The sequence below is a fragment of the Nonomuraea ceibae genome (genome assembly GCF_019396325.1).
Taxonomy (GTDB): domain Bacteria; phylum Actinomycetota; class Actinomycetes; order Streptosporangiales; family Streptosporangiaceae; genus Nonomuraea; species Nonomuraea ceibae.
Genome location: NZ_JAHKRO010000142.1, coordinates 1 through 21532, shown reverse-complemented (window position 1 = coordinate 21532; position 21532 = coordinate 1). Strand labels below are relative to the sequence as shown.

Sequence of the window (21532 nt, the reverse complement as noted above, 5' to 3'; positions counted from 1 at the left end):
CACCGTGCCAGACCAGCGGCACCCGCCGCGGCGCTGCGCCGACGCGGCCGTTCTCGACGTAGCGGGGCTCGCCGTCGGCGACCTCGACGGCCACGCCCTCCACCGCCAGCCCGTCCTTCAGCACCGCGACGACGGACGTGAGCGCCTCGGCGGGATCACCGCGCCGGATGGCCTGGGTCAGCCGCTCGGCCAGCAGTGCGGGGTCACCGACCCTGCCGTACAGCATCCGGTCCACCAGCCGCCGCAACGCCATCGACGTGTAGACGAGCGTCCACCCGGCCACGATCATCACCTGCAGGTACGGGCCCAGCGCGAGCGTCGCCCACGGGGGCAGCGTCGCCATCCGGCCTCTGCCTCTCCTGGAGCTGGACGCATAGTGCACGCCTTCGGATGGATGAATCGTCATAAAAGGTCGCTCGCTGTCACGCGAGGGTGAGGTGCCGCGCTCCCGGGACGCCGCTGCGCCATTCGGTGTCCGTCATGCGCAGTACGCGGCGTCCGATCCAGCCGTAGGCGGCCAGGTGCAGCAGGGCGCCGGTGGACTGGACGACGGGCGCCTGGTCCATGGTCAGGAACGGCACGAGGGTGCCGGCCAGTGCGGCGGCCGGGACCCACCAGGGCACGGACTTGACCTTGGCCAGGGTCACCAGCAGCGCGGTCAGGGCGAGGTGCAGCGCGAACCCGGGCAGGAGCATCCCGTACACGAAGCCCGGCAGGTTGTTGGCCTGCTGGGTGACCGCTTCGGCCTGGGCGTCGGGCAGGGTCTGGGCCAGGGCCAGGTCGTAGAAGTCGGTGGTGAACAAGGTCAGCCCGAGTCCGGCGCCGATCAGCCCGGTCGCGGTGGCGATCCCGCTCGTCACGGGGGCGCGCCGGCGCAGGAGGTGTCCCAGGGCCAGGACGACCGGGATGAGGCTGAGCGCCGCCCAGATGTAGAGCAGGGCGCTGACCTGGACCGCCGTCGCGTTCGTACGGAAGACGGCCGGATCGTGCTCGGCCCCCGGCGGAGAGGTGAGGAAGGCCAGGAACTCCAGCACCGGCCAGGCGAACAGGGCGATTGCGGCGGTCACCCGCCGGAACGCGTCAGGATCCTTCATCATGCGCCCAGCCAACCGGCAACCGGTCCCGGGCAGCCCGGGGCCCTGGTCCCCGATGCCCGGGAGGAATGTCCCGGGCATCGGCGCTTGAAGCGCGGCGAGCGGTCCGGCGTACGCGCCTGGCACGGCCATCAGCGGCGCACCCCGGCTCGCTGTTCTCTACGCGACCGGCCCCCTTCTGATGTCCGGTCAGCCCATCGAGATGAGGATGGGCGCGACGTATCGGCTGCGGTCGCCCGGGTGCCGGTCGGCGCCGTGGACCATCGTCGGGAGGGCCGACGGTCCTTGAACGGGACCCAGCCCGGTGAGCCACGGACGCAGGCCCGGGTAGGCGTCCAGCAGGTCGATCCGCACGTCGCGGTCGGCGCCGTGCGCGGCGGCCAGGATGAGCTCGCGGGCGGCCTCCTCCGAAGGCGCGACCACGGGGCCGATGACACGGTGGGGGCCGGCGTTCCAGGCCACGGCGAAGCCGCCGTCGGTGACGACCACGCGCTCGGCCATGGACAGCAGGGCGGCCAGCGCCTTGCTCCGGTCGGCCCCGGTGATCTCGGCGTCCAGGGCGATCAGCGCGGCGTGGTCGTCCGGTGTGGCCACGCGGACGGCGGCCGACGACGCCGTCTCCCGCATCGGCCCCGTGGTGATCGTCAGGCTTCCCGTCGGCCGGAAGCCCAGTCGCTCGTAGACAGGGCGTCCGAAGCGGGTCGCGGTCAGCTCCACGACGCGGTCCCCGGCGACCTCCAGGGCATGCTCCATCAGCCGGGTGCCGAGCCCCTGCCTGCCGTACCTGCCGGCGACGATCATCATGCCGACGCCGGCCAGCGCATCGCCGTACGGACTCACCACGACGCACCCGGCCAGCCCGTCCCCGTCCGCCGCGTCGACGGCGTAGACCTCGCCCGCCTCGAACATCAACCGCCACTTGGCCTCGTCGGTGGCCCAGCCGCGATCGGCTTCGAGCTGCCGGCACAGGGGCAGGTCCTCCGGACCAAGACGTCGAATATCACTCACAGGCGAGAACCTACATCCCCCGGTTTCGCCATGAAGTCCGGGCTCGGCGGGATGGGGCCTGGTCGGCACGCTGCCGCACTGTTCCGGGGGCGGGTTCGTGCTGAACGACGGTCATGCGGGGTCGTCGCCGAGGTCGAGGGCGAATCCGCCGGTGGCCAGCTCGGTCAGGAACGGTACGGGGTCCACGAGCTGCTCGATGTGGGCGGCCCCGGGTGGCAGGTCAGGAAGGTGGCGGATGAGCAGGGCGGCGGTGCGCCCGGTGGCGAGACTTTGCCGCCGTCCGCTGAAGGAGGCCTGGACCGCGCCGCAACGCACCGTCACGGCGAAGCCGTCACCGCCGGCGTGGGCCGTGCCGAGCGCGCTGAGCAGCAGCCGACGGACCTGGGGGCGGTGGAGCAGGCGGGCGACGGCCGGCCGTCCGGCCACCGACAGCAACCGGGTGACCAGGCGGGAGTCCAGGCACAGTCCGGTGCGGGCCGAGGGGACGCCCAGGGTGGTGGGCAGGGTGTGCTGGTCGGAGAACGGGAAGCGGTGCACGGTGCGTTCGCCGTACGGCGCGGGGAAGTTCATGGTCCACGAGCCGTCGAGCCGGCCGAGCCCGTCCAGCGTCCAGGCGAGTGCGGCGGGCCCGTGTGCCTCGCCCGAGCCGAGCAGCGCGCCGATGAGCAGCTCGGTGGAGGGGGAGCGTTCGGCGCAGACGCGGGCCAGCAGGTTGGTGACGCCGGGGATCAGGCCGACGCTCATCGCGAGCGTCGCGCCGTGCTCCCTGGCCGGCTCGTCCAGGGCCTGGAGGGCGGCGAGCAGGTGGTGGGAGGCGGTCACGTCCACGTAGTGGATGCCGCGTTCCACGCAGGCGCGGGCGACGCGGGCGTTGTCGACCTCGGCGCACATGAGCACGGTGTCGACCCCGTCCAGCGCTCTGGCCAGGTCGGCCGGGTCGGCGGCGTCCACGCGCCTGGCGGTGGTGCCGGGGACGGGCGGGGCCTTGCCGGGGTTGCGTCCGGCGACGATGACGTTCGTGCCGGGGTGGCCGGCAAGCGCGTGCGCGGCCTCGCGGCCGACCGCGCCGTAGCCGCCCAGGACGAGGATCGAGCGCCGCGCCCTTGAGCCCGGAGTTTTCATAGTCACACTATAAGAATGTTTTCATAGTGCCGCTATAGTCAAGTCGTGAGCGAAGCACCACGAACCCCATCGGGGCGCGTACCCGGGAAGAAGGAGGACGGGCGCACGGCACGGGCCCGGTCCACCCGCGCCCGCATCGTCACCGCGGCCGCCGAACTGTTCACCACGGCGGGCTACACCACCACGAGCATCACCGCGATCGCCGCCAAGGCCGAGGTGAGCGAGCCGACCGTCTACTACTCCTTCGGCACCAAGCGGGCCATCCTCACCACCGCCCTCGACCTGGCCGTCGCCGGCGACGACGAGCCCATCCCCACCCTGGAACGGCAGTGGGTGCGCGACGCTCTCGCCGACCCCGACCCGCTCGGGCAGCTACGCCGCCAGGTCGCCGGAGCCGCGGACATCTACCTGCGCGCCGCACCCTTGCTGGACGTGGTCCGCAGCGCCGCCACCACCGACCCCGACCTGGCCGAGGTCTGGGCCGCCAACCTCCAGCAGCGCCTCACCGTGCAACGCGTCTTCACCGACGCCCTGGCCCGCAAGACGACCCTGCGCGACGGGCTCACCGCCGAGGCCGCCGCCGACGTCGCCCTGGCCGTGCTCTCGCCGGAGAACTACAACCTGCTCGTCGCCCACCGCGGCTGGTCCCACCAGCAGTGGCAGGACTGGGCCGTCGACGCGCTCACCCGCCTGCTCACCCCGGCGGACGGCCACGCCTGAACTGCGCGCACGGCCCACCCGGCCTGGGTCTGGTGCGATGACGGGACGTACGAGCCGGGGGGTCAGGCGGGGTGCTCGGTGCGGCGGGAGCGGGGCCGGATCTGGCCGTTACGCGCGGCCCGCCGCAGCAGGAGGACGGTGGGCACCAGGCAGAGCAGCAGGGCGAGCAGGCTGGCCTCGGGTCCGAACGTCCCGCCGGTCAGCACGGAGGGGCCGGACAGCGTGACGTTCAGCAGGCCGTGGGACGGCACGTCCGCCCCGGAGATCGTGACGCCGAAGATCCCGCTCTGGGTGAAGTTCCACGCGAAGTGCAGCCCGATCGGCAGCCACAGCGCACGAGTGGCGACGTAGGCGGCGGTCATCAGGAAGCCGCCCGTCAACGCGATCGAGAGCGCACCCCACAGCGTGGCGTTGGGGTTGACCAGGTGCAGCGCGCCGAACAGCAGCGTGGAGACGGCCAGCGCGCCGGCCGTGCCGATGCGCCCCTCCATGATGCGGAACAGAACCCCGCGGAACAGGAGCTCTTCGGCCACCGCGACGCTCGACATCATGCCTGCGGCGCCGACGAGCCCGCCGACGGAGCCCCAGGACACCTCCTGCCAGCCCCCGAACATCGCGATCAGCACCATCAACCCGGCGAACAGGCCGAACCCGAGCAGCGTCCCGCGCCACAGCTGGGACCGGCTGCCCGCCTTCGGGAGTTCGGCGATGTCCGGGCGGAGCTCGACGGTCCGGCACAGCCATCGGTAGCAGGCCACGGCGGCGACGGCCAGGCCGATCCCCACCGGCAGGGCGAGGATCGGGACGGGTGAGACGACCTGGTTGATCCCGGCGATCGCGGTCATCACACCGAACATGGCCACCAGCAGGACAGGGAAGCGGAACTGCCGCAACCGGAGCCGTCCCGCCGAGGGGGCGGCCTCCGGGGAAGCGCTTGCCGGGTGTTCCATGGACGCCATGATCGCGTTCCTCTCGACCGAGTCGCCGCGGCGATTTCCGCGACCTCACCGAGACTAGGAAGCGGCACGGGGCCTGCCATCCCACCGGAACGGACATTCGCTGTAGCTCTCACGGGGGATGGAGGCACGGCGGAACCAGCCTGCGCCATTAAGCTTGCACGGTGTTCGCGAACGTCGTCCGTTCTGCCCGCTCCTGGCTGGACTTCTGGGGAACTCGCTCCACCCTCGCCAAGGACAGCGCGCTCGCGGCGTCGCTCACGCTGCTGGGGTTCGTGCCGACACTGTCGACGATCGCGGCGCGGATCGGCGATCTGGCCGAGCGGCCGTCCGACGCGGCGGCCGTGGTGCTGACCCTGGCGCAGTCCGCACCGCTGGCCGTGCGCAGCCGCTGGCCGGCGCTCTGCCTGGCGGTCACCGGCACCGCGTTCGCCCTGCACCAGGCGCTGGCCTATCCGCCGACCTTCGCCAGCATCGGGCTCTACCTGGCGGTGTACGCGGCCGGAGCCCATCAGGCCCGGTTCCGTCGCGGACTCGCCGCGGCGTCGACCGCCGGCTACGCCGTGCTGGCGGTGGTGCTGCACGGTCTGGGGTCGCCCAGCCGGGTCCAGGACTTCGTGGCGTTCTACCTGACCTTGGCGGTGATCTGGACGGCCGGCGCGGCGATGCGCCGGTGGCGGGCGGACGAGGCCGAGCGCCGGCGACTCAGCGCGGACGTGGCCAGGGCCGCGGAGCGCGCCCGCATCGCCCGCGAGCTGCACGACGTGGTCACGCATCACGTGACCGCCATGGTCGTCCAGGCGGACGCGGCACAGTTCACGTCCGGCACGACGGCGGGGTTCGCCGCCATCAGCGACAGCGGGCGGCGGGCGCTGACCGAACTGCGCCACCTGCTCGGCGTACTGGAAGCCACCGGCGACTCGGGCGGCGCGGACCGCGCGCCGACGCTGGCCGGGATCGCCGGCCTGGTGGAGAACGCCCGCCTGTCCGGCCAGCCCGCCGAGCTGACCGAGCACGGCGAACAGCGGCCACAGGCCGTGGACGTCGAGCTGGCCGCCTACCGGGTGGTGCAGGAAGCGCTCACCAACGCGATGAAGCACGCGCCAGGACGCCGCACCACGGTCACACTGCACCACCATCCCGACCACCTCGCCGTCGAGGTGACCAATGACGGCCCCGCCGGCACTGTGCAAGCCGTGCCCGCCGTGCCGTCGGGCGGGCGCGGGCTGGACGGCCTGCGCCGGCGGCTGCGCCTGCTGGACGGCGAACTGGTCACAGAGCACCGGCCCGACGGCGGGTTCGGCGTACGGGCCCGCATCCCCGCCAGGAGTGAGACATGACCGACACCCCGATCAAGGTCCTCGTCTGCGAGGACCAGGAGCTGGTACGAGCCGGCTACATCGCCATCTTCTCCGCCCAGCCCGACCTCGACGTGGTCGGCGAGGCCGCGGACGGCCGGGCGGCAGTCGAGGCGGCGCGACGGCTGTGCCCGGACGTCATCGTGATGGACATCCGGATGCCCGTCCTGAACGGCATCGAGGCCACCCGGCAACTGGCCGGCCCCGGCAGCGCCACTCCGGCGAAGGTGCTGGTCGTCACCACGTTCAACGTCGACGAGTACGTGTACGAAGCGCTCAGGGCGGGAGCCAGCGGCTTCCTGCTCAAGGACACGCCACCGGCGGAGCTGGTCAACGGCGTGCGTACCATCGCACGCGGCGAGTCGCTGCTGGCCCCCGCCGTCACGCGCTCCCTCATCGGCCACTTCGCCGACCGCCTCCGCCCCGCCGACACCTCCGGATCGGCCCGGGAGGAGGTCGTACGGGCCCTGACCCCGCGCGAGCTGGAGGTGCTCGAACAGATCGCCGCCGGACTGTCGAACGCGGAGATCGCCGCGAAGCTGTTCATCACCCCCGAGACCGTGAAGACGTACGTGTCACGCATCCTGGCGAAACTGCACCTGCGTGACCGCGTCCAGGCGGTCGTGCTCGCCTACCGGGTGGGGCTGGTCTCGACCGCGTACTGAACCAGCCGGTCACACCGCCTCTCCCGGGAATTGTCGGTGGCGTGCGGCACAGTGATCGCATGAGCGACTCGCCTGCCACCAGCGTTGTGCCCGATGCCCCCAGTTCTGTCACCCGGGCGGGTGCCCCTGCGCAGGCCCTCGTCTGTTCCACCTGCCAGGGAGTGATCGTCGGCGTCGAAGCCGGAGCCTTCACGGTCCAGCGTGGCCAGCTGATTCTCAGCAACGGCTACTGCCAAGGAGACCGTTGCGGCTCAGCGCGGTGACCTCCGCTCGCCACGATCGGGGTCCGTCTGGGGGATGACCTCGATCGCGACCTCCGGAGGATCTGGCCGAGACCTGACGCCGACGTTCAGGGCACCCCCGCGGCGACAGACTGGCGGAGTTGTAGAACGCAATCTCCCGAGGGGGCCGCTACATGACTGAAACGAAGAAGCTGTGGGCACGACGTGGAATCGCCGGACTGGCTGCCACGCTCGCGTTGATCACCGGGACGGCGACCGCGTCCTTCGCCGGCACCGCGCCTGCCGCCCCCGAGCCCCGGCTGTCGGGATCCGCGGGCGGCGTCCTGACCAAGGCGTTCGGGTCTTGGGCCGGGGACCCGGTGAAGTTCCAGATCGAGGCCCGTGGCGGACCCGGCACCACGAAGGGGCGTTTCCAGGTGTTCCACGGGAACAGCAGGACCGGTGGCGTCGTCGCCGAGCTCGAGGGGAAGATCACCTGCCTGCTGGTGGGCGGTGAGGTCGCCGTCGCCACCGGCGTCATCACCCGTGGTCAGGCGAACCTCACGAATGACAAGAACACTGACGTGACCGGCCAGAAGGTCTCGTTCACCGTGCACGACAACGGGCGTTCCGACAGGCTCTACTGGATGTGGGGCTTCATGAACGCGCCGATCAACGACTGCCAGGGCACGGCGCCGATCCTGAAGACGAGCCACGGGGACTTCAAGGTCCGGGACTGACGACCTCCAGGCCGGACCCGGGCCTGGAGGTCGTGCGCCCCGTGCAAGCTCCGGGCTCGTCAGTCGCGCGGGTGCCAGCCGTCGGTGTCGACGTCGAGGCCGAGCTCGTCGGCGATGTCGTTCCAGTCGGCGTACTTGAAGTTGGTGTTCTCCCGGTCGGGCACCTCGGGGGTGTTGGCGCCGTCGTGGGCGATGAACAGACCGCTGTCGAAGTCGCCGAGCGGCACGTTGAGGACCATGGAGCCGTCACTGTGCTCCACGCCGTCGATGCCGTCGTCGGCGCCGACGCGGAACTGGCCGAGGTAGGCGTTGGCGCCTTCGCGCCGGTAGACGGCGAAGGTGTTGTCGCCCTGGCTGGAGGCGAGCAGGTAGCCCTTGCCGTCCTCCCGGTAGTAGATCGTCAGGCCTTCGGCGTCGGCCGACAGGTGGGCGCCGCCGTAGCCGGGGTCGGCGCCGGGCACGCACTCCTCGGTCTCGGGGTCGTACGTGCCGGGCACGCCGTACTCCTTGACCTTGTCGACCAGGACCGGGGCGCCGGTGAGGTCGGCGCGCATGCGCCAGATGCCGACGTCCTCCTGCGCGGCGTAGAGCACGTCGCGCTGCTGGTCGACGACCATGCCCTCGACCTGGGCGAGCTCGTCGGGCTCCATGCACGGCGTCCACGTGGCGCCGTTGGGCAGGGTGAAGGAGGCGGGCAGGTCGAGCGTGCGGACGGCCCGGTAGCTGACCTTGCCGCCGGCGGTGGCCACCAGCTTGAACAGGCCGATGGAGGTCTTGTGGCGGCGGCTGACCAGGGCGTAGGCGCCGGTGGCGTCTTTCCAGGTGGTCAGGCCGTAGCCGGTCTCCTGGTCGTTGACCTGTTCCTGGGTGGTGTTGAACAGGAACGGCACGGCCGGGTCGGTGACGTCGGTGAGGCGGCCGTCATCGACGGCGTAGAACCGCAGGTGGTCGCGGCCTCGGTCGGAGACGACGGCCAGGTCCTTGCCGGCGAAGCCGTAGGCGATGTCGACGTTGTTGAAGCGGCCGTTCTCGTCGTCCGGGCCTGGCGCGGCGGGGGCGTCGATGTGCTGGGTCAGGTCGCCGTCGAGGTCGTAGACGTTCAGGCCGCCTTCCTTGGCGGTGGTGACGACGACGCTGTCCTCGTCGTCGTCGGGGTCGACCCAGATGGCGGGGTCGTCGCCGTTGGCGTTGCCGCCGGCCTCGTCGTCGAACAGGGCGGGCGTCTCGATCTTCGGGTCGATGGAGGGGATGCTCTGGCTGGAGGCGGGTGCGGCCAGGCTGCCCGTCAGCATGACGCTGAGGGCTGCCAGGAACAGGGGGCGGGCAGGACGCATTGTTCTCCTTGGGCAGGTGAGGGACTCTTCTTGGGGGAGACGTCGCCAGGGCGAACGACCCAGGTCTATAACTTCAGCGGTGGTTGAGCCGCCAGAAGTCGGACATGATCTGCCTGTTCTGCAGATCGGCCACCAGGGATCGGGGGTCGGTGTGGAAGAGCTGCCCCTTCCAGTCGCTCAGGCCGGCCGGGGCGACCAGCGGCTTGACGGTGCTGTTGCCGGAGATGCCGCCCTCGCCGATCTCGTGCTTGACGCCTTCCTCCGTCATGATGAAGTGCACGTACAGTTTGGCGGCGTTCGGATGCTTCGACTTGGCCGCGATGGCGACGTACTTGGGATAGCTGAAGCCGGCGAAGGGTTCCATGCCCTCGCAGGTGGCCTGGGTATAGCCCTTGTCCTCGTTGTTGCGGAACTTCGAGATCGACATGAAGCCGATCTTCCTGTCGGTGGCGGCGGGCGCGCCGACGGCGCCGGAGGTGTCCTCGTCGGAGCCGGTGAGCACGGGCTCGTTGGCCGCCAGGCGCTTGATCCACTCGTAGGCGGCGCTCTTCTCCTCGGTCTTCAGCGGCTCGCCGTACTTGGCCTGGTAGGCCTGTTCCAGCGCCTGATTGCCGTGTGAGTCGAGCTGGGTGAGGAACGACAGCACGGTCGGCTTGCCGAGCGGGTCCTGCATGACGACCTTGCCCGACCAGTCGCTCTCGGTGAGGTCCCAGATGTTCCCGACCGGGCAGCCGCCGGGGGAGAGCTTGGTGTTGTAGGCGAACACGGTGGCCTTCGACAGGGCGCGCAGGGGGTTGCGGTCCTCGGGCAGGATCTGGTCCTGGAGGTCGGCGGGCACCCAGGTCCGCACGATGCCCTGCGGGATGAGCTGGCCCATCAGCACCCCGCCGTCCTCGTACATGGCGGCGTCGATGGTGACGTTGTCGGCGGCGTGCTCGCGGGTCATCTTCTCCGCGGTCTGCGGCGTGTCGGACTTCACGCCTTCCATCGCGATGCCGTACTTGGCGGTGAAGGCCTTGGCGACCTCCTCGATGTCGCCGCTGGAGTCGTAGACGAGCAGGCTGCCTTCCTTCTTGGCCGCTTCGACCAGCGCGTTCAGGTCGAAGGCGGCGTCGACGGAGGCTGAGGGCAGCGGTTCGGCCTCCGCGTTCAGGGTGCCGGCCTGGCCGCCGGTGGACGGTGCGCATGCGGCCAGGGACAGCAGGGCCGCAACGGTGACGATCTTCTTGGTAGGCCGCATGATGGCGGTACTCCTCATGGCTCGCAGTGCCGTACGCGGCTCAGAGCCCCGACTGACGCCGCAGTGCGCACCACGATGAACGCGTAATTAATAGGTTGTCAAGACATATTTATGCCCAATCTTGAAAGAACGTCATCTCGTCAGAATGTCAGGACAAATCATTGACGTTCATCTCTCGTTCATCTAAGACTGAAGCTCCCGGCGAAGGAGACGATATGCGGGTCGGTTTGATAGGGCTTGGGCGAATTGGGTTATTTCATGCAGAAACGTTGACCCGCCTGGTCGACGACCTCATCGTCGCCGATGCCGACCAGGATCACGCGGCGGAGGTGGCCGGTCGGCTCGGGAGCACCCTCGGCGACCCGTGGAGCGCGGACGCCCTGGTGATCGCGACCCCCACCTCGACCCACGCGGAGCTGCTCGTCAGGGCTTGCGAGCGGCGCATCCCGGTGTTCTGCGAGAAGCCGGCCGCGCCCACCGTGGCGGAGACGATCCGGGTGGCCGAGGCGGCCGAACGCGGCGGGGCCCTGGTCCACATCGGGTTCCAGCGGCGCTTCGACGCCGGGTTCGCCGCCGCGCGCCAGGCGCTGCTCGACGGCGAGCTCGGGGAGCTGCACCGGGTCCATCTCCTGACCGGTGACCCGCGCCCACCGGCTCCCGAGTACGTCCCGAGGTCGGGCGGCATCTTCCGCGACTGCCACATCCACGACTTCGACATCCTGCGCTGGGTGACCGGGCTGGAGGCCGACACGGTCTACGCCACCGGCGCCAACCGGGGTGAGCCGTTCTTCGCCGAGGCGGGCGACGTCGACACCAGCGCCGCCCTGATCACGATGGCCGACGGAACGCTGGTCACCCTGCAGGGCTCCCGGTACAACGGCGCCGGCTACGACGTGCGGATGGAACTGGCCGGGACCCGGGCCACCTGGGCCGTCGGGCTGGGCGAGCGGGCGCCGCTGCATCGGGCCGACGACGGCGGCCATCCCGACCAGCCGTGGCCGGACTTCCAGAGCAGGTTCGCCGCCGCCTACACGGCCGAGATCGAGGCCTTCCTGGCCGCGGCGCGGGGCGAGCGGGACAGCCCCTGCACCGTGCGCGACGCGCTGGCCGCGTTGCACCTCGCGGAGGCGGCCGATCTGTCACGCCGCGACGGACGCCCTGTCCAGCTCGCGGAGGTGACCAAGTGAAGGTCGCCGCCACCCGTTCCGAGGAGGAAGCGCATGTTTGAGGACGCCCTCTGCCGGCTGCGGGAGGACCGCGCCCGGCGGCCGGAGCGCGTGAGCGAGCTGGCCGCCGGGCGGCGGCGCCGGCCGGTGCTGGCCGGTCGCGGCCAGCTCCTGATCGTGGCCGCCGACCACCCGGGCCGGGCCGCGCTCGGGGTGGGGGAGCGGCCGATGGCGATGGAGAGCCGGCTCGACCTGCTCGACCGGCTGATGACCGCGCTGGCGCGGCCCGGCGTGGACGGGTTGCTGGCGACGCCGGACGTCGTCGAGGATCTGCTGCTGCTCGGCGCGCTCGACGACAAGCTGGTCATCGGCTCGATGAACCGGGGCGGCATGCAGGGCTCGGTCTTCGAGTTCGACGACCGGTTCACCGCCTATGACGCTCCGTCGATCGCCGCGATGGGACTGGACGGCGGCAAGATGCTGTGCCGGATCGCCCCGGAGGACCCGGCGACCGTCCGCACCCTGGAGTCCTGCGGGCGGGCCGTCTCCGCGCTGGCGGGGCACGGCCTCATGGCCATGATCGAGCCCTTCTGGTCCAGGCACGTGGACGGTTCGGTCAGGCACGAGCTGTCGGCAGCGGCGATGGTGAGAGCGATCAGCGTGGTGCAGGCGCTCGGCACGACCTCGGCACGCACCTGGCTGAAGATCCCGGTGGTCGAGGACATGGAACGGGTGCTGGCGGCAACCACGCTGCCGACGCTGCTGCTGGGCGGCGACCCCGGACGGGCGGCCGACGAGGCGTTCGCCGCCTGGGGCAAGGCCCTGCGCCTGCCCGGGGCCCGCGGCCTGGTCGTCGGCCGGGCCCTGCTCTACCCGCCAGGCGACGACGTGGCGGCGGCCGTCGACGCGGCGGCGAGCCTGCTGGAGCAGACATGACCTCCGTCCCGCACGGGCGCGCCGTCCGGCCGGGGGAGTGGCGGGCCGATCCCGGGTGGAGGGCGCCGGTCGTACGGCTGTCGAGCGACCGGCGGCTGTACCGGTGATGTGGACCATCGCCTTCGCCGTCGCCGCGGTCCTGTTCGTGCTGGTCACCGGCGCCAACGACGGGGCGGCGCTGATCGGTCTCGGCCTGCGCTTCCCCAAGGCGCCCGGCTGGTTCACCGTCGGGCTGCTCGCCGGCGCGCTGATCGCCGTGCCGTACCTGCTCGGGGTCGCGGTGGCGGCCACCTTCACCGAGCGGCTGGCCGGGCTCGGCGCGGACGGCGGCGCGGCGGCGTTCCTCGCCGGCGTGGTGATCGCCGTCGGCGTGGTCGCGGTGCTGGCCGGGCGGGGCCTGCCGACCAGCCTGACGCTGGCGGTGGTCGGCGGCATCACCGGCGCCGGGTTCGGCGCAGGACTGCCGGTGTCGCTGTCCGGGCTCGGCACGGTGCTGGCGGTCGGCGTGGCGGCGCCGCTGGCGGGAGTCCTGCTCGGCTACGTCATGGGCGCCGTGTCCCGCCGGGTGCCGAGTCACGGGCGCATGCCGCGGATCGTGCTGGCCGCCCACCTGCTGGCCTACGGAGCGCAATGCGTCGCCTACGCGGTCAACGACGGCCAGAAGATGCTGGCCGTCGTCAGTGTGGCCGTCGAGGTCGGCAGGCACGGGGTCGGCGGCATCGGCCCGGTTCACGTCGGTCCGGCGTGGATGGCGCTGCTCGTGGCGGTCTTCCTGGCCGGGGCGCTGACCAGCCTGCCCCGGGTGGGCGCGCGCCTGGGCCGGGGGCTCGTCCTGGCCAGGCCGCTGCACGTGGTGTCGGCGGAGGCAGCCGCGGCCGGGGCCGTACTGGGCAGCTCGGTCCTCGGCGCGCCGGTGAGCATGACCCAGTCCGTCACGGCCGGCGTCGTCGGCGCGGCCGCCAGCGAGGGAGGCAAGAGGGTGCGGTGGCGCGGCGTGGCGACCATGGGGGTGGCCTGGGCGGTCACGCTGCCGTCGTCGATGGCCCTGGGCTGCCTGGCCGGGCTGGCGGTGAGGTGGCTGTGAGCCGGCCGGGACGCGGGCGGCGCGGGCTCGCGCGGGTCTGGGACGAGCTGAGCGGCGGATCGGGCGGGCGCGTGATCAAGCTGGTCCAGGCGCAGATCGCCGCCGCCCGGGCGGGTGCACGGCTGGCGGGCGAGGTGGCCGCCGGGTCCGACCGGCCGCTGGCCCGCGCCCGGATGGCCGAGGTCGAGCACCAAGGCGACGCGGCGCGCGCCGAGCTGGTCGCGCTGCTGCGCCGGGTCCTGGTGACGCCCATCGACCGGGAGGACCTGTTCCGCCTGTCCCGCTGCATCGACGACGTGCTCGACCAGCTACGCGACTACGTGCGCGAGGCCGACATCTTCGGCCCGGGTGACCTCGGCTTCGCCGCCGAGCCGCTCCAGGCGCTGGCCGAGGGCCTGGACGAGCTCGAACGCGCGGTGACGCACATGGTGGACGACCCCGGCGCGGTCACCACCGCGGTGCTGGCCACGCGCAAGGCCAGGACGCGCATGCGGCAGCTACGCCAATGCAGGCTCGGCGAGCTGTTCACCATGCCCCTGGACATGGACACCCTGCGCCGCCGCGAACTGCTCTCCCGCCTCGACGCCGTCGGCCAGCGTCTCGGGGAGGCGGCCGACGCCCTGGCCGACGCGATGCTCAAACGAAGCCATTGAGGCACGACCCCCCGAAGGAATCCATCATGGCTGTTCTCACCGAGCCGAAGCCGCCACCATCGACGCCCCCACCACGGCCTCCGAGACGGCGCAGGATGCTCTACCGCCTGCGCGTCCTGCGCCACGACCCGACCGCCGCGCTCGGCTTCATCCTCGTCGTCGTGCTGGCGTACATGGTCGTCGCCCCTCTCGTCGCGGTGCTGTCGGACGCCTTCCGGCTCCAGTACGGCGACCAGGCGCACGCGGGGCAGCAACCCGGCGAGTGGACCGGCTACTACCTGTGGCGGGTGTTCCGCTCGCAGGTGAGCGACCTGCTGTTCTGGGAGCCGCTGCTCAACACGCTGGTCATCTCGCTGGGCACGGTCGTGTTCGCGCTGGTCGTGGGCGGCGGCATGGCCTGGATGGTGACCCGTACCAACGTGCCGGGACGCACGTGGCTGGCCGGGGCGCTCGTGGTCCCGTACATGCTGCCCTCGTGGACCTTCTCGCTCGCCTGGCTCACCCTGTTCAAGAACGACCGGGCCGGCGGGCAGGCCGGCGTGCTGCAGGCCCAGGGGATCGCGACGCCCGACTGGCTCGCCTACGGGCCGCTGCCGATCGTCATCACGCTCGGCCTGCACTACTACCCCTTCGTCTTCCTGCTGGTCGGCAACGCGCTGCGGCGCATCGACGCGCAACTGGAGGACTCGGCCCGCATCCTGGGCGCGCCCCGCCGGGTGGTCATCCGCAGGATCGTCGCCCCGCTGATGCTGCCCGCGCTGTCGTCGGCCGTGCTGCTGGTCGTCGGGCGGGTGCTCGGCACGTTCGGCACGCCGTACGTGCTGGGACTGCCGGCCGACTACCGGGTGCTCTCCACCGGCCTGTACCAGTCGATCCGTGACCGCAGCACCGGGGTCGCCTCCGTGCTGACCGCCGTCATCGTGCTCATCGGCGTACTGATCGTCCTCACCGACGCACGGCTGTTGCGCGAGCACCGCCGGTTCGTCACCGTGGGCGGCAAGGGCGCCATGGACCGGCTGAGCGATCTGCGCGGATGGCGCTGGCCCGCCTTCGCGCTGGGCGGGGTCGTCTTCGTGGCGAGCGTCCTGGTGCCGATCCTGACGCTGCTCCTGTCGTCGCTCACCCGGACCCCGATGGACCTGTCGACCTTCACCCTGAGCTACTGGTTCGCCGAGAGCCTGCCCGGGGCGGTCGGGTTCCCGCACGGCGTCTTCCGCGGCGCCGAACTGTGGACCGCGGCCTGGAACTCGCTGCGCATCGTCGGCATCGCCTCGCTGATCTGCGCTGTCGCCGGGCTGCTCATCGGGTACGTGGTGGTGCGCGGCTCGGCGCCCCGCGTCGCCGCGTTCCTGCGGCAGGTCTCGTTCCTGCCCTACCTCATCCCCGGCATCGCGTTCGCGGCCGCGTCGCTGTCGCTGTTCGCGGTCGCCCGCGGCCCGGTGCCCGCCCTGTACGGGACCACGTTCCTGCTCATCCTCGTCATGGCGGTGACGCATCTGCCCTACAGCTCCCGCTCCGGCATCGCGGCGATGACGCAACTCGGCCGCGAACCGGAAGAGGCAGCCCAGATCGCCGGCGCCTCCTGGTGGCAACGCATGCGGCGGATCGTCTTCCCCATCCAGAAGGGGGCGCTGGTCACCGGGATCGTGCTCCCGTTCATCTCCGGGCTCAAGGAACTGAGCATCGTGATCATGCTGACCACGACCGGCACGGAACTTCTCACCACGCTGTCGATCGGCCTGGTCGACTACGGCTACACCCAGCTCGCCAACGCGGTCGTGCTCGTGATCGCGCTCGTCTCCTTCACCATGACGTACCTGACCCAGAGGCTGACCAAGAGCAGTCTCGCCTCCGGCCTGGGAGGATAGATGCCCACCATCGTCCTGAGCGGAATCGCCAAGCGCTACGGCGGCGGCGACCACGCGGTCAAGAACCTCGACCTCGTCGTCCCGGACGGCGCCTTCATGTGCCTGCTGGGCCCGTCAGGGTGCGGCAAGACCACCACCCTGCGCATGATCGCCGGACTGGAACAGCCGACGACCGGCTCCATCACGGTCGGCGACCGCGTCCTCGACTCCGTGGAGAAGGGCCTGTACGTCCCGCCGGAGAAACGCGGGATGGGACTGGTCTTCCAGAGTTACGCCCTGTGGCCGCACCTGTCGGTACGCGCGAACGTGGAGTTCGGGCTGCGCATGCGCAAGGTGCCCGCGCCGGAACGCCGCTCCCGCGCCGAGGCGGCGCTGGAGATGGTGCACGTCTCCGACGCGATGGACCGCTACCCCTCGCAGCTTTCCGGCGGCCAGCAGCAGCGGGTCGCGCTGGCCCGCATGCTCGCCGTCGACCCGGCGGTGCTGCTGCTCGACGAGCCGCTGTCCAACCTCGACGCCCGGCTGCGGCTGGAGATGCGCGCCGAGCTCAAGCGCATCCATGAGGAGTCGGGGGCGACGATCGTCTTCGTCACCCACGACCAGCTGGAGGCGCTGACCATGGCCACCCACGTGGCGGTCATGAACCAGGGCGAGCTCCAGCAGCTCGCGCCCCCCATGGAGATGTACGCCCGCCCGGCCAACCGGTTCGTCGCCGAGTTCGTCGGCAGCCCGGCGATGGCCCTCGTCGACGTCGGCCCGGCGCCGGCCGGGCTGGGGCGCTCCTTGCTGGCGCACAGCCGCGAGAGGCATGGGGCCGGCGGCCCGGCCGCGTTCGGCATCCGCCCGGAGGCGCTGCGCCTCGGCACGCCGCCTCCCGGCGCCTGGTCCGAACCCGCCACCGTCGAGGCCGTGCTCCCGGCCGGCGCCTCCTGGACGGTACGGCTGCGCGTCCTGGACACCGAGCTGTTCGCCGTCACCCACAGCCCCGTCGAGGCGGCGCCCGGCGACACCGTCACCTGCTGGACCGATCAGCTCCACCTGTTCGGCGCCGACGGCCTGCGCATCCAGGACCGGGACACGGCGGAGGCCCGCGCATGATCGTGCCCGAGGCCCTGCTGCTCGACTTCGGCGGCGTGGTGGCCGAGACCGTCAAACGCCCGGCGTGGGCCGCCGAGCTGGCCGCCGAGGTGCACGCGATGCTGGAGCGCGCCGGGTTCGGCGGGTTGAGCGCCGCCGAGATCGAGACCGACATCCGCGCGGGCGCCCGTGCCGACTCCTGCTGGAAGGACTCCACTTCCCGGCAGTACGCCCCGGCGGAGATGACGCATCGCCGCTTCTGGGCGGAGTTCGTCGCGACCGACTGGCCGGAGCAGGCCCGCGAACTGGTGACCGTGGAGGCGAGCCCGCTGTGCCGCCTGATGGGCGAACGACGCCGCGAGCGCATGCTCCGCCCCGGCGTCAAGGAGCTCCTGGCCGCCTGCTGGGAGCGCGGCGTGCGACCGGCCGTGGTGAGCAACGCCCTGTGCGGCCTGGTGCACCGGGACTTCCTGGCCCGCGAGGGCCTGGCGGGGCAGCTCGCCGTGCAGGTCTACAGCGACGAAGCCGGGGTGCGCAAGCCGAACCCCGAGCTGATCCACATCGCCTGCCGGGCCCTGGGCGTGGCGCCCGGACGGGTCTGGTACGTCGGGGACAACCACGACCGTGACGTCGTCTGCGGCGTCCGTGCCGGAGCCGGTGCGACGGTGCTGATGCGGTCGCGCAGCACGGAGAAGATCCCCTACCAGGTGCGGCAGACCCCGCACGCCACCGTCGACGACCCCATCGGCCTGCTGAGACTGCTGGAGAACACATGGACCTGACCACCTCACGCGCTCTGGCCGCCATCGCGGCGGAGGCCGCCAGGGCCGTCGGCGACCGCCTGCGCACGGCATTCCGGTCCAGCCCGGAGGTGGCGACCAAACGCGACTTCCACGACCCCGTGACCGAGCACGACAAGGCGGCCGAGGAGGAGATCCGCGAGGTGCTGGCCCGTCGCTGCCCGGACAGCGTCGTGGTGGGCGAGGAGGGCGGCACCCGGGGATCAGGAGCGATCAGCTGGTACGTCGACCCGATCGACGGCACCGCCAACTTCGCCGCCGGCCTCCCGTTCTTCTGCACCTCGATCGGCGCGGTCGTGGACGGCGAGGTGGTGGCGGGCGTCGTGTACGACCCGGTCCGAGACGACGAGTTCACCGCCTGGCTGGGCGGCGCGGAGTGCAACGGCGAGCCGATCCGCAGCGCCGGGGCGCGCACCGACCGGGAGGCCGTCCTGCTGTCCAGCTACCCGACCCCGCGCGACCTGGCCGAGGAGGGGGAGGAGGCGCTGCATCGCTTCGCCCGCATGGTCAACGCCTTCGCCAGCACCCGCCGCCCCGGCAGCGCCGCGCTCAAGCTCGCGCACGTCGCCGCGGGCTGGTCCGACGTCGCCTACGGCACGCACGTCAACGCCTGGGACGTCGCCGCCGGCTCCCTTCTGGTACGGCAGGCGGGCGGCACCTACCTGCCCCTGTCGGGCAGCGTCTTCACCCCGGGCGGCTACCTGGCCTGCGTCGGCGGCTTCGACCTCGACGGCTCCGTCATGGCCGAGGTCGCCGCAGCGGGGAGGCAGCCGTGATCCGCTGGATCGTCACCGACCTCGACGGCACCCTGGTCGGCCGCGACCTGGCCATGGTGCCCGCGAGCCGCGACGCCCTGCGCCGCTTCCGCGCGGCGGGCGGGCAGGTCGTCATCGCCACCGGACGCATGGAACGCTCGGCCCTTCCGTACTACCAAGAGCTCGCTCTCGACGGCCCGGCCATCCTCTACAACGGCGCCCGCACCGTCGACCTGGCCACCGGCACGGTGGTGCGCTCACGCTGCCTGCCGGCCGCCGCGTGGAAGGCGCTGATCGACAGCTTCGACGACGTGACCCCGGGGGCGTACCCCGTGGTGTTCTCCGGCGGCCGGGCCTACGCCGTGGACGACGTGCCCGAACTGCGGGACTACGCCCGGCGCGACCGCATCGAGCTGGCCGACCCCGGCTCCTGGACGGCGCTGCCGGCCGACGAGGTCACCAAGTGCATGCTGATCGGCGACCAGTTGCCCCGCGTGCGTGTCGCGGGCACGACCGCCGTGCTGTCCGAGGACACGTACCTGGAGATCCTTCCGCAGGGGGTGAGCAAGGGCCTGGCCCTGCGTGAGCTGGCCGAGGAGCGGGGCGTGGCGCCGGCGGAGATCGCCGCCGTCGGCGACAACCCGAACGACCTCGACATGATCGAGCTTGCCGGGATCGGCGCGGCGGTGGGTGACGGACACCCCGCCGTCCGCTCCGCCGCCGACGTGGTCGTCCGTCCGTGCGCGGACGGCGCGGTGGCGCAGCTCGTGGAGCTGGCCTTCCAACGCAACGGCTGGTCGTGAGGGTGACACATCGACGGCACGCTCGCCGGACTGTGGGCGTGCCGCGCGTCAGGCCGGTGCGGGGCCGGCCGGTGCGGGGCCGGTCGGTGCCGCCAGGGGCGTGGGCTCGTCGCGGTGGAAGATCGCCAGGAGGCCGAACCAGACCAGGATCATGATCCCGGCCGGGCGCAGGAACTCCTCGGCGAGAACGGTGCCGACGAAGGAGTAGCCGGCGAGCCAGACGCCGGTGACGACGCCGACCACCCGGACCGGCCAGGACCGGCTGACCACGGAACTCGCCACGATCCAGACCCCGGCGAGGACGTGGCCACCGAGCCGGACCGCCCAGGCCGTGTCGTACTCGACCCCGTTGATCATGAGGATGCCGGCGAGCACGTCGAGCGCCACCCAGCCGTAGCCTGCGGCTTTGGCCCAGGGCGCCGCCTCCAGGCGCGAGACCAGAAAGAGGATCGAGAGGTGGAAGAAGACGCCCAGGTATTCTCCCCACGCGACGTCCGGGTCGGTGAAGAAGGCGATCACGGCTGGGAGGAACAGCACGAGGGGGAGTAGCGCCACGAGGCGCAGGCTGGCGTAGTGCCGCCGAGGATCGAGCATCAGGGAAGTCCTTGCACATCGAAGTATGTGGTCGGGACGAACACTAGGAAGTAGACTGTTGATATGTCAACACTTGGCCCGGGCGAGGCGACCGAGCTGTGGCTGCGGTGGAAGCGCGCCCATGAGCTGGTCCGCGCCGCCGTCATCGCCGAAACCACGGCGGCGTCCGGAGTCTCCGAGCCGGAACTGGGCGTCCTGGTCTGCCTGCACGAGTCCGGCGGGAGTCTGCGGCAGAACGCCCTCGCCGCCACCCTCGGCTGGGATCGGACGCGGCTGTCGCACCTGCTGACCCGGATGGCCGACCGCGGCTACGTGGCCCGCGACAAGGTTCCGAACGGGGTGGAGGTCACGCTGTGCCCGGCAGGCAGGCGCGTGATCGACATGACGCTGCCGACGCTGGAAACGGCCACCCGATGCCACCTGCTGGACCGGCTCGGCCCGGACGACGCCAAGACGCTCAAGGCCCTCATCGACCGCCTCCTGTCGAGCGAAGAGGCAGCGGCGGAGACCGGCACCGGGTAGGGGAGTGTTCTCGCCCATCAAACCGAGTCGCGCCCCCGATTCAAGCGCCATGCCGGTCGTCCGGGGTGTTGCCGTGACGTGCCCTCAGGTTCGTCCCGGCCCGGGAGGGAGCCACCGGGCCGGCCGCGCCGAGCCGCCGAACCAGGCGGCGGAAGAGGGAACCAGCAGGAGAACCACGGCTGCCACGGTCAGGCCGAGACCGCCGACTGATCCGAGAGTCGGATCGACGATCAACCGCAGCACGTAAAAGGCCGCGAGCCCGGCCTGGACCGCCGCGCCCGCCCATCGAACCCAGGGCCGAGGCTTTCGCATGTTGAACGCGACAATGCCGAGGGCCACGATCAGACCCAGGACATAGTACGCAAGCACCGGGACGCTTCCGACGATCGCGAGCGGCAGCAGGAGGATGGCGGTCATGATGGCCGCCACCACCAGCTCCAGGCCCATGATGACCAATGCCACCAGTACCGGGACGGGCATGGTCGGTCTCGGAGGGGGATACATGCGACCCAATGCTCCCATTAGAAATCTACAATGTAAAGGCGTCGGGCGGTTGCAAATCCACCGCCCACCACAAGCGAACGGGCTTCGCCCGTACCTTCTTCGACTAACCAGGCCCTTTCCGTTGCGCGGCGGGTTCGGCTGTCTCTACGCCGTGCAACGACCGCTGCCACCGCCGGGGAGATGGGGCACGCGCTCAGAACCGGTAGCGGAGAATGCGTGCCCCTTGCCGAGACAAGGCCGTGCTGCGGGCGGTGAGACGGGTCAGCGCGCGCAGGGGTTGCGGGAACCGGGCTGTTTCCGGAGCGCGGGTGA

At 71.6% G+C, this 21532-nt stretch carries 22 protein-coding genes and 1 pseudogene; 14 read left to right on the top strand and 9 right to left on the bottom strand.

The window, feature by feature from the left end; translation table 11 throughout:
- The 4 genes and pseudogenes from KME80_RS44235 to KME80_RS44220 all read right to left on the bottom strand — a co-directional run.
- Positions 1-343: pseudogene (locus KME80_RS44235) on the bottom strand (hypothetical protein); the annotation flags it as partial.
- Between the two features lie 79 nt (positions 344-422).
- Positions 423-1097, bottom strand: coding sequence for a hypothetical protein (locus tag KME80_RS44230; RefSeq protein WP_219517675.1), 675 nt, complete (start codon positions 1095-1097; stop codon positions 423-425).
- Between the two features lie 186 nt (positions 1098-1283).
- Entirely contained in the window at positions 1284-2102 is an 819-nt protein-coding gene (locus KME80_RS44225) for a GNAT family N-acetyltransferase (protein ID WP_219517672.1), read from the bottom strand.
- A 111-nt stretch (positions 2103-2213) separates the two neighbouring features.
- Positions 2214-3224 (bottom strand): saccharopine dehydrogenase family protein, encoded by a 1011-nt coding sequence (locus KME80_RS44220; RefSeq protein ID WP_219517670.1) that lies wholly within the window; start codon positions 3222-3224, stop codon positions 2214-2216.
- A gap of 45 nt (positions 3225-3269) precedes the next feature.
- On the opposite strand from KME80_RS44220, the gene KME80_RS44215 reads away from it, so the two are divergent.
- Positions 3270-3944, top strand: coding sequence for a TetR/AcrR family transcriptional regulator (locus KME80_RS44215; RefSeq protein ID WP_219517668.1), 675 nt, complete (start codon positions 3270-3272; stop codon positions 3942-3944).
- A 62-nt stretch (positions 3945-4006) separates the two neighbouring features.
- Here KME80_RS44215 and KME80_RS44210 read toward each other — a convergent pair whose 3' ends face one another.
- A complete protein-coding gene (locus tag KME80_RS44210; RefSeq protein WP_219517667.1) occupies positions 4007-4894 on the bottom strand; it encodes a CPBP family intramembrane glutamic endopeptidase in 888 nt (295 codons plus the stop codon).
- A 170-nt stretch (positions 4895-5064) separates the two neighbouring features.
- On the opposite strand from KME80_RS44210, the gene KME80_RS53035 reads away from it, so the two are divergent.
- The 3 genes from KME80_RS53035 (at position 5065) to KME80_RS44195 (ending at position 7884) form a co-directional block, all read left to right on the top strand.
- Positions 5065-6240, top strand: a complete 1176-nt coding sequence (locus KME80_RS53035; protein ID WP_219517666.1) for a sensor histidine kinase — start codon at positions 5065-5067, stop codon at positions 6238-6240.
- Positions 6237-6923 carry a response regulator gene (locus tag KME80_RS44200; protein WP_219517665.1) on the top strand — a complete coding sequence of 229 codons (687 nt, stop codon included), beginning with the start codon at positions 6237-6239 and terminating at the stop codon, positions 6921-6923. The genes KME80_RS53035 and KME80_RS44200 overlap by 4 nt, the downstream gene beginning before the upstream one ends.
- Positions 6924-7338: 415 nt before the next feature.
- Positions 7339-7884 (top strand): hypothetical protein, encoded by a 546-nt coding sequence (locus KME80_RS44195; protein WP_219517664.1) that lies wholly within the window; start codon positions 7339-7341, stop codon positions 7882-7884.
- 59 nt (positions 7885-7943) lie between these two features.
- Here KME80_RS44195 and KME80_RS44190 read toward each other — a convergent pair whose 3' ends face one another.
- A complete protein-coding gene (locus KME80_RS44190) occupies positions 7944-9218 on the bottom strand; it encodes a phytase (protein ID WP_219517663.1) in 1275 nt (424 codons plus the stop codon).
- A 73-nt stretch (positions 9219-9291) separates the two neighbouring features.
- The gene (locus KME80_RS44185; RefSeq protein ID WP_219517662.1) at positions 9292-10458 is read right to left on the bottom strand and encodes an ABC transporter substrate-binding protein; all 1167 of its coding nucleotides are present in this window, start codon (positions 10456-10458) and stop codon (positions 9292-9294) included.
- 215 nt (positions 10459-10673) lie between these two features.
- Between KME80_RS44185 and KME80_RS44180 the strand changes: the two genes are divergently transcribed.
- The 9 genes from KME80_RS44180 (at position 10674) to KME80_RS44140 (ending at position 19600) form a co-directional block, all read left to right on the top strand.
- Positions 10674-11645 (top strand): Gfo/Idh/MocA family protein, encoded by a 972-nt coding sequence (locus KME80_RS44180; protein ID WP_219517661.1) that lies wholly within the window; start codon positions 10674-10676, stop codon positions 11643-11645.
- A 33-nt stretch (positions 11646-11678) separates the two neighbouring features.
- A complete protein-coding gene (locus tag KME80_RS44175) occupies positions 11679-12560 on the top strand; it encodes a Cgl0159 family (beta/alpha)8-fold protein (RefSeq protein WP_219517660.1) in 882 nt (293 codons plus the stop codon).
- Positions 12561-12666: 106 nt separating this feature from the next.
- Complete coding sequence (locus KME80_RS44170; RefSeq protein ID WP_219517658.1) at positions 12667-13644, top strand: inorganic phosphate transporter; 978 nt, start codon at positions 12667-12669, stop codon at positions 13642-13644.
- Complete coding sequence (locus tag KME80_RS44165) at positions 13641-14297, top strand: DUF47 domain-containing protein (protein WP_219517656.1); 657 nt, start codon at positions 13641-13643, stop codon at positions 14295-14297. The genes KME80_RS44170 and KME80_RS44165 overlap by 4 nt, the downstream gene beginning before the upstream one ends.
- A 26-nt stretch (positions 14298-14323) precedes the next feature.
- A complete protein-coding gene (locus KME80_RS44160) occupies positions 14324-16165 on the top strand; it encodes an ABC transporter permease (protein WP_219517655.1) in 1842 nt (613 codons plus the stop codon).
- A complete protein-coding gene (locus KME80_RS44155; protein WP_219517654.1) occupies positions 16166-17263 on the top strand; it encodes an ABC transporter ATP-binding protein in 1098 nt (365 codons plus the stop codon). It abuts the gene before it with no gap.
- Positions 17260-18024, top strand: a complete 765-nt coding sequence (locus KME80_RS44150) for an HAD family hydrolase (RefSeq protein WP_219517653.1) — start codon at positions 17260-17262, stop codon at positions 18022-18024. The genes KME80_RS44155 and KME80_RS44150 overlap by 4 nt, the downstream gene beginning before the upstream one ends.
- The gene (locus KME80_RS44145; protein ID WP_219517652.1) at positions 18015-18818 is read left to right on the top strand and encodes an inositol monophosphatase family protein; all 804 of its coding nucleotides are present in this window, start codon (positions 18015-18017) and stop codon (positions 18816-18818) included. The genes KME80_RS44150 and KME80_RS44145 overlap by 10 nt, the downstream gene beginning before the upstream one ends.
- Complete coding sequence (locus KME80_RS44140) at positions 18815-19600, top strand: Cof-type HAD-IIB family hydrolase (protein WP_219517651.1); 786 nt, start codon at positions 18815-18817, stop codon at positions 19598-19600. Before KME80_RS44145 ends, KME80_RS44140 begins: the two co-directional genes overlap by 4 nt.
- A gap of 48 nt (positions 19601-19648) precedes the next feature.
- Here KME80_RS44140 and KME80_RS44135 read toward each other — a convergent pair whose 3' ends face one another.
- Positions 19649-20194, bottom strand: a complete 546-nt coding sequence (locus KME80_RS44135) for a hypothetical protein (RefSeq protein WP_219517650.1) — start codon at positions 20192-20194, stop codon at positions 19649-19651.
- Positions 20195-20257: 63 nt separating this feature from the next.
- Here KME80_RS44135 and KME80_RS44130 point away from each other — a divergent pair, with 63 nt between their 5' ends.
- Positions 20258-20716 (top strand): MarR family winged helix-turn-helix transcriptional regulator, encoded by a 459-nt coding sequence (locus KME80_RS44130; protein ID WP_219517649.1) that lies wholly within the window; start codon positions 20258-20260, stop codon positions 20714-20716.
- A gap of 84 nt (positions 20717-20800) precedes the next feature.
- Here the strand turns inward: KME80_RS44130 and KME80_RS44125 are convergent, their stop codons facing one another.
- Positions 20801-21163, bottom strand: a complete 363-nt coding sequence (locus tag KME80_RS44125; RefSeq protein WP_219517648.1) for a hypothetical protein — start codon at positions 21161-21163, stop codon at positions 20801-20803.
- Between the last annotated feature and the right edge of the window lie 369 nt (positions 21164-21532).

What these genes read in the sequence shown, in the direction of transcription:
- KME80_RS44185 (WP_219517662.1), bottom strand. Translation starts at nt 10,458, where the DNA reads ATGCGGCCTACCAAGAAGATCGTCACCGTTGCGGCCCTGCTGTCCCTG.
- KME80_RS44130 (WP_219517649.1), top strand. Translation starts at nt 20,258, where the DNA reads ATGTCAACACTTGGCCCGGGCGAGGCGACCGAGCTGTGGCTGCGGTGG.
- KME80_RS44200 (WP_219517665.1), top strand. Translation starts at nt 6,237, where the DNA reads ATGACCGACACCCCGATCAAGGTCCTCGTCTGCGAGGACCAGGAGCTG.
- KME80_RS44170 (WP_219517658.1), top strand. Translation starts at nt 12,667, where the DNA reads ATGTGGACCATCGCCTTCGCCGTCGCCGCGGTCCTGTTCGTGCTGGTC.
- KME80_RS44210 (WP_219517667.1), bottom strand. Translation starts at nt 4,894, where the DNA reads ATGGAACACCCGGCAAGCGCTTCCCCGGAGGCCGCCCCCTCGGCGGGA.
- KME80_RS44125 (WP_219517648.1), bottom strand. Translation starts at nt 21,163, where the DNA reads ATGGGCCTGGAGCTGGTGGTGGCGGCCATCATGACCGCCATCCTCCTG.
- KME80_RS44175 (WP_219517660.1), top strand. Translation starts at nt 11,679, where the DNA reads ATGTTTGAGGACGCCCTCTGCCGGCTGCGGGAGGACCGCGCCCGGCGG.
- KME80_RS44135 (WP_219517650.1), bottom strand. Translation starts at nt 20,194, where the DNA reads ATGCTCGATCCTCGGCGGCACTACGCCAGCCTGCGCCTCGTGGCGCTA.
- KME80_RS44220 (WP_219517670.1), bottom strand. Translation starts at nt 3,224, where the DNA reads ATGAAAACTCCGGGCTCAAGGGCGCGGCGCTCGATCCTCGTCCTGGGC.
- KME80_RS44180 (WP_219517661.1), top strand. Translation starts at nt 10,674, where the DNA reads ATGCGGGTCGGTTTGATAGGGCTTGGGCGAATTGGGTTATTTCATGCA.
- KME80_RS44230 (WP_219517675.1), bottom strand. Translation starts at nt 1,097, where the DNA reads ATGATGAAGGATCCTGACGCGTTCCGGCGGGTGACCGCCGCAATCGCC.
- KME80_RS44150 (WP_219517653.1), top strand. Translation starts at nt 17,260, where the DNA reads ATGATCGTGCCCGAGGCCCTGCTGCTCGACTTCGGCGGCGTGGTGGCC.
- KME80_RS44155 (WP_219517654.1), top strand. Translation starts at nt 16,166, where the DNA reads ATGCCCACCATCGTCCTGAGCGGAATCGCCAAGCGCTACGGCGGCGGC.
- KME80_RS44190 (WP_219517663.1), bottom strand. Translation starts at nt 9,218, where the DNA reads ATGCGTCCTGCCCGCCCCCTGTTCCTGGCAGCCCTCAGCGTCATGCTG.
- KME80_RS44195 (WP_219517664.1), top strand. Translation starts at nt 7,339, where the DNA reads ATGACTGAAACGAAGAAGCTGTGGGCACGACGTGGAATCGCCGGACTG.
- KME80_RS44145 (WP_219517652.1), top strand. Translation starts at nt 18,015, where the DNA reads ATGGACCTGACCACCTCACGCGCTCTGGCCGCCATCGCGGCGGAGGCC.
- KME80_RS44160 (WP_219517655.1), top strand. Translation starts at nt 14,324, where the DNA reads ATGGCTGTTCTCACCGAGCCGAAGCCGCCACCATCGACGCCCCCACCA.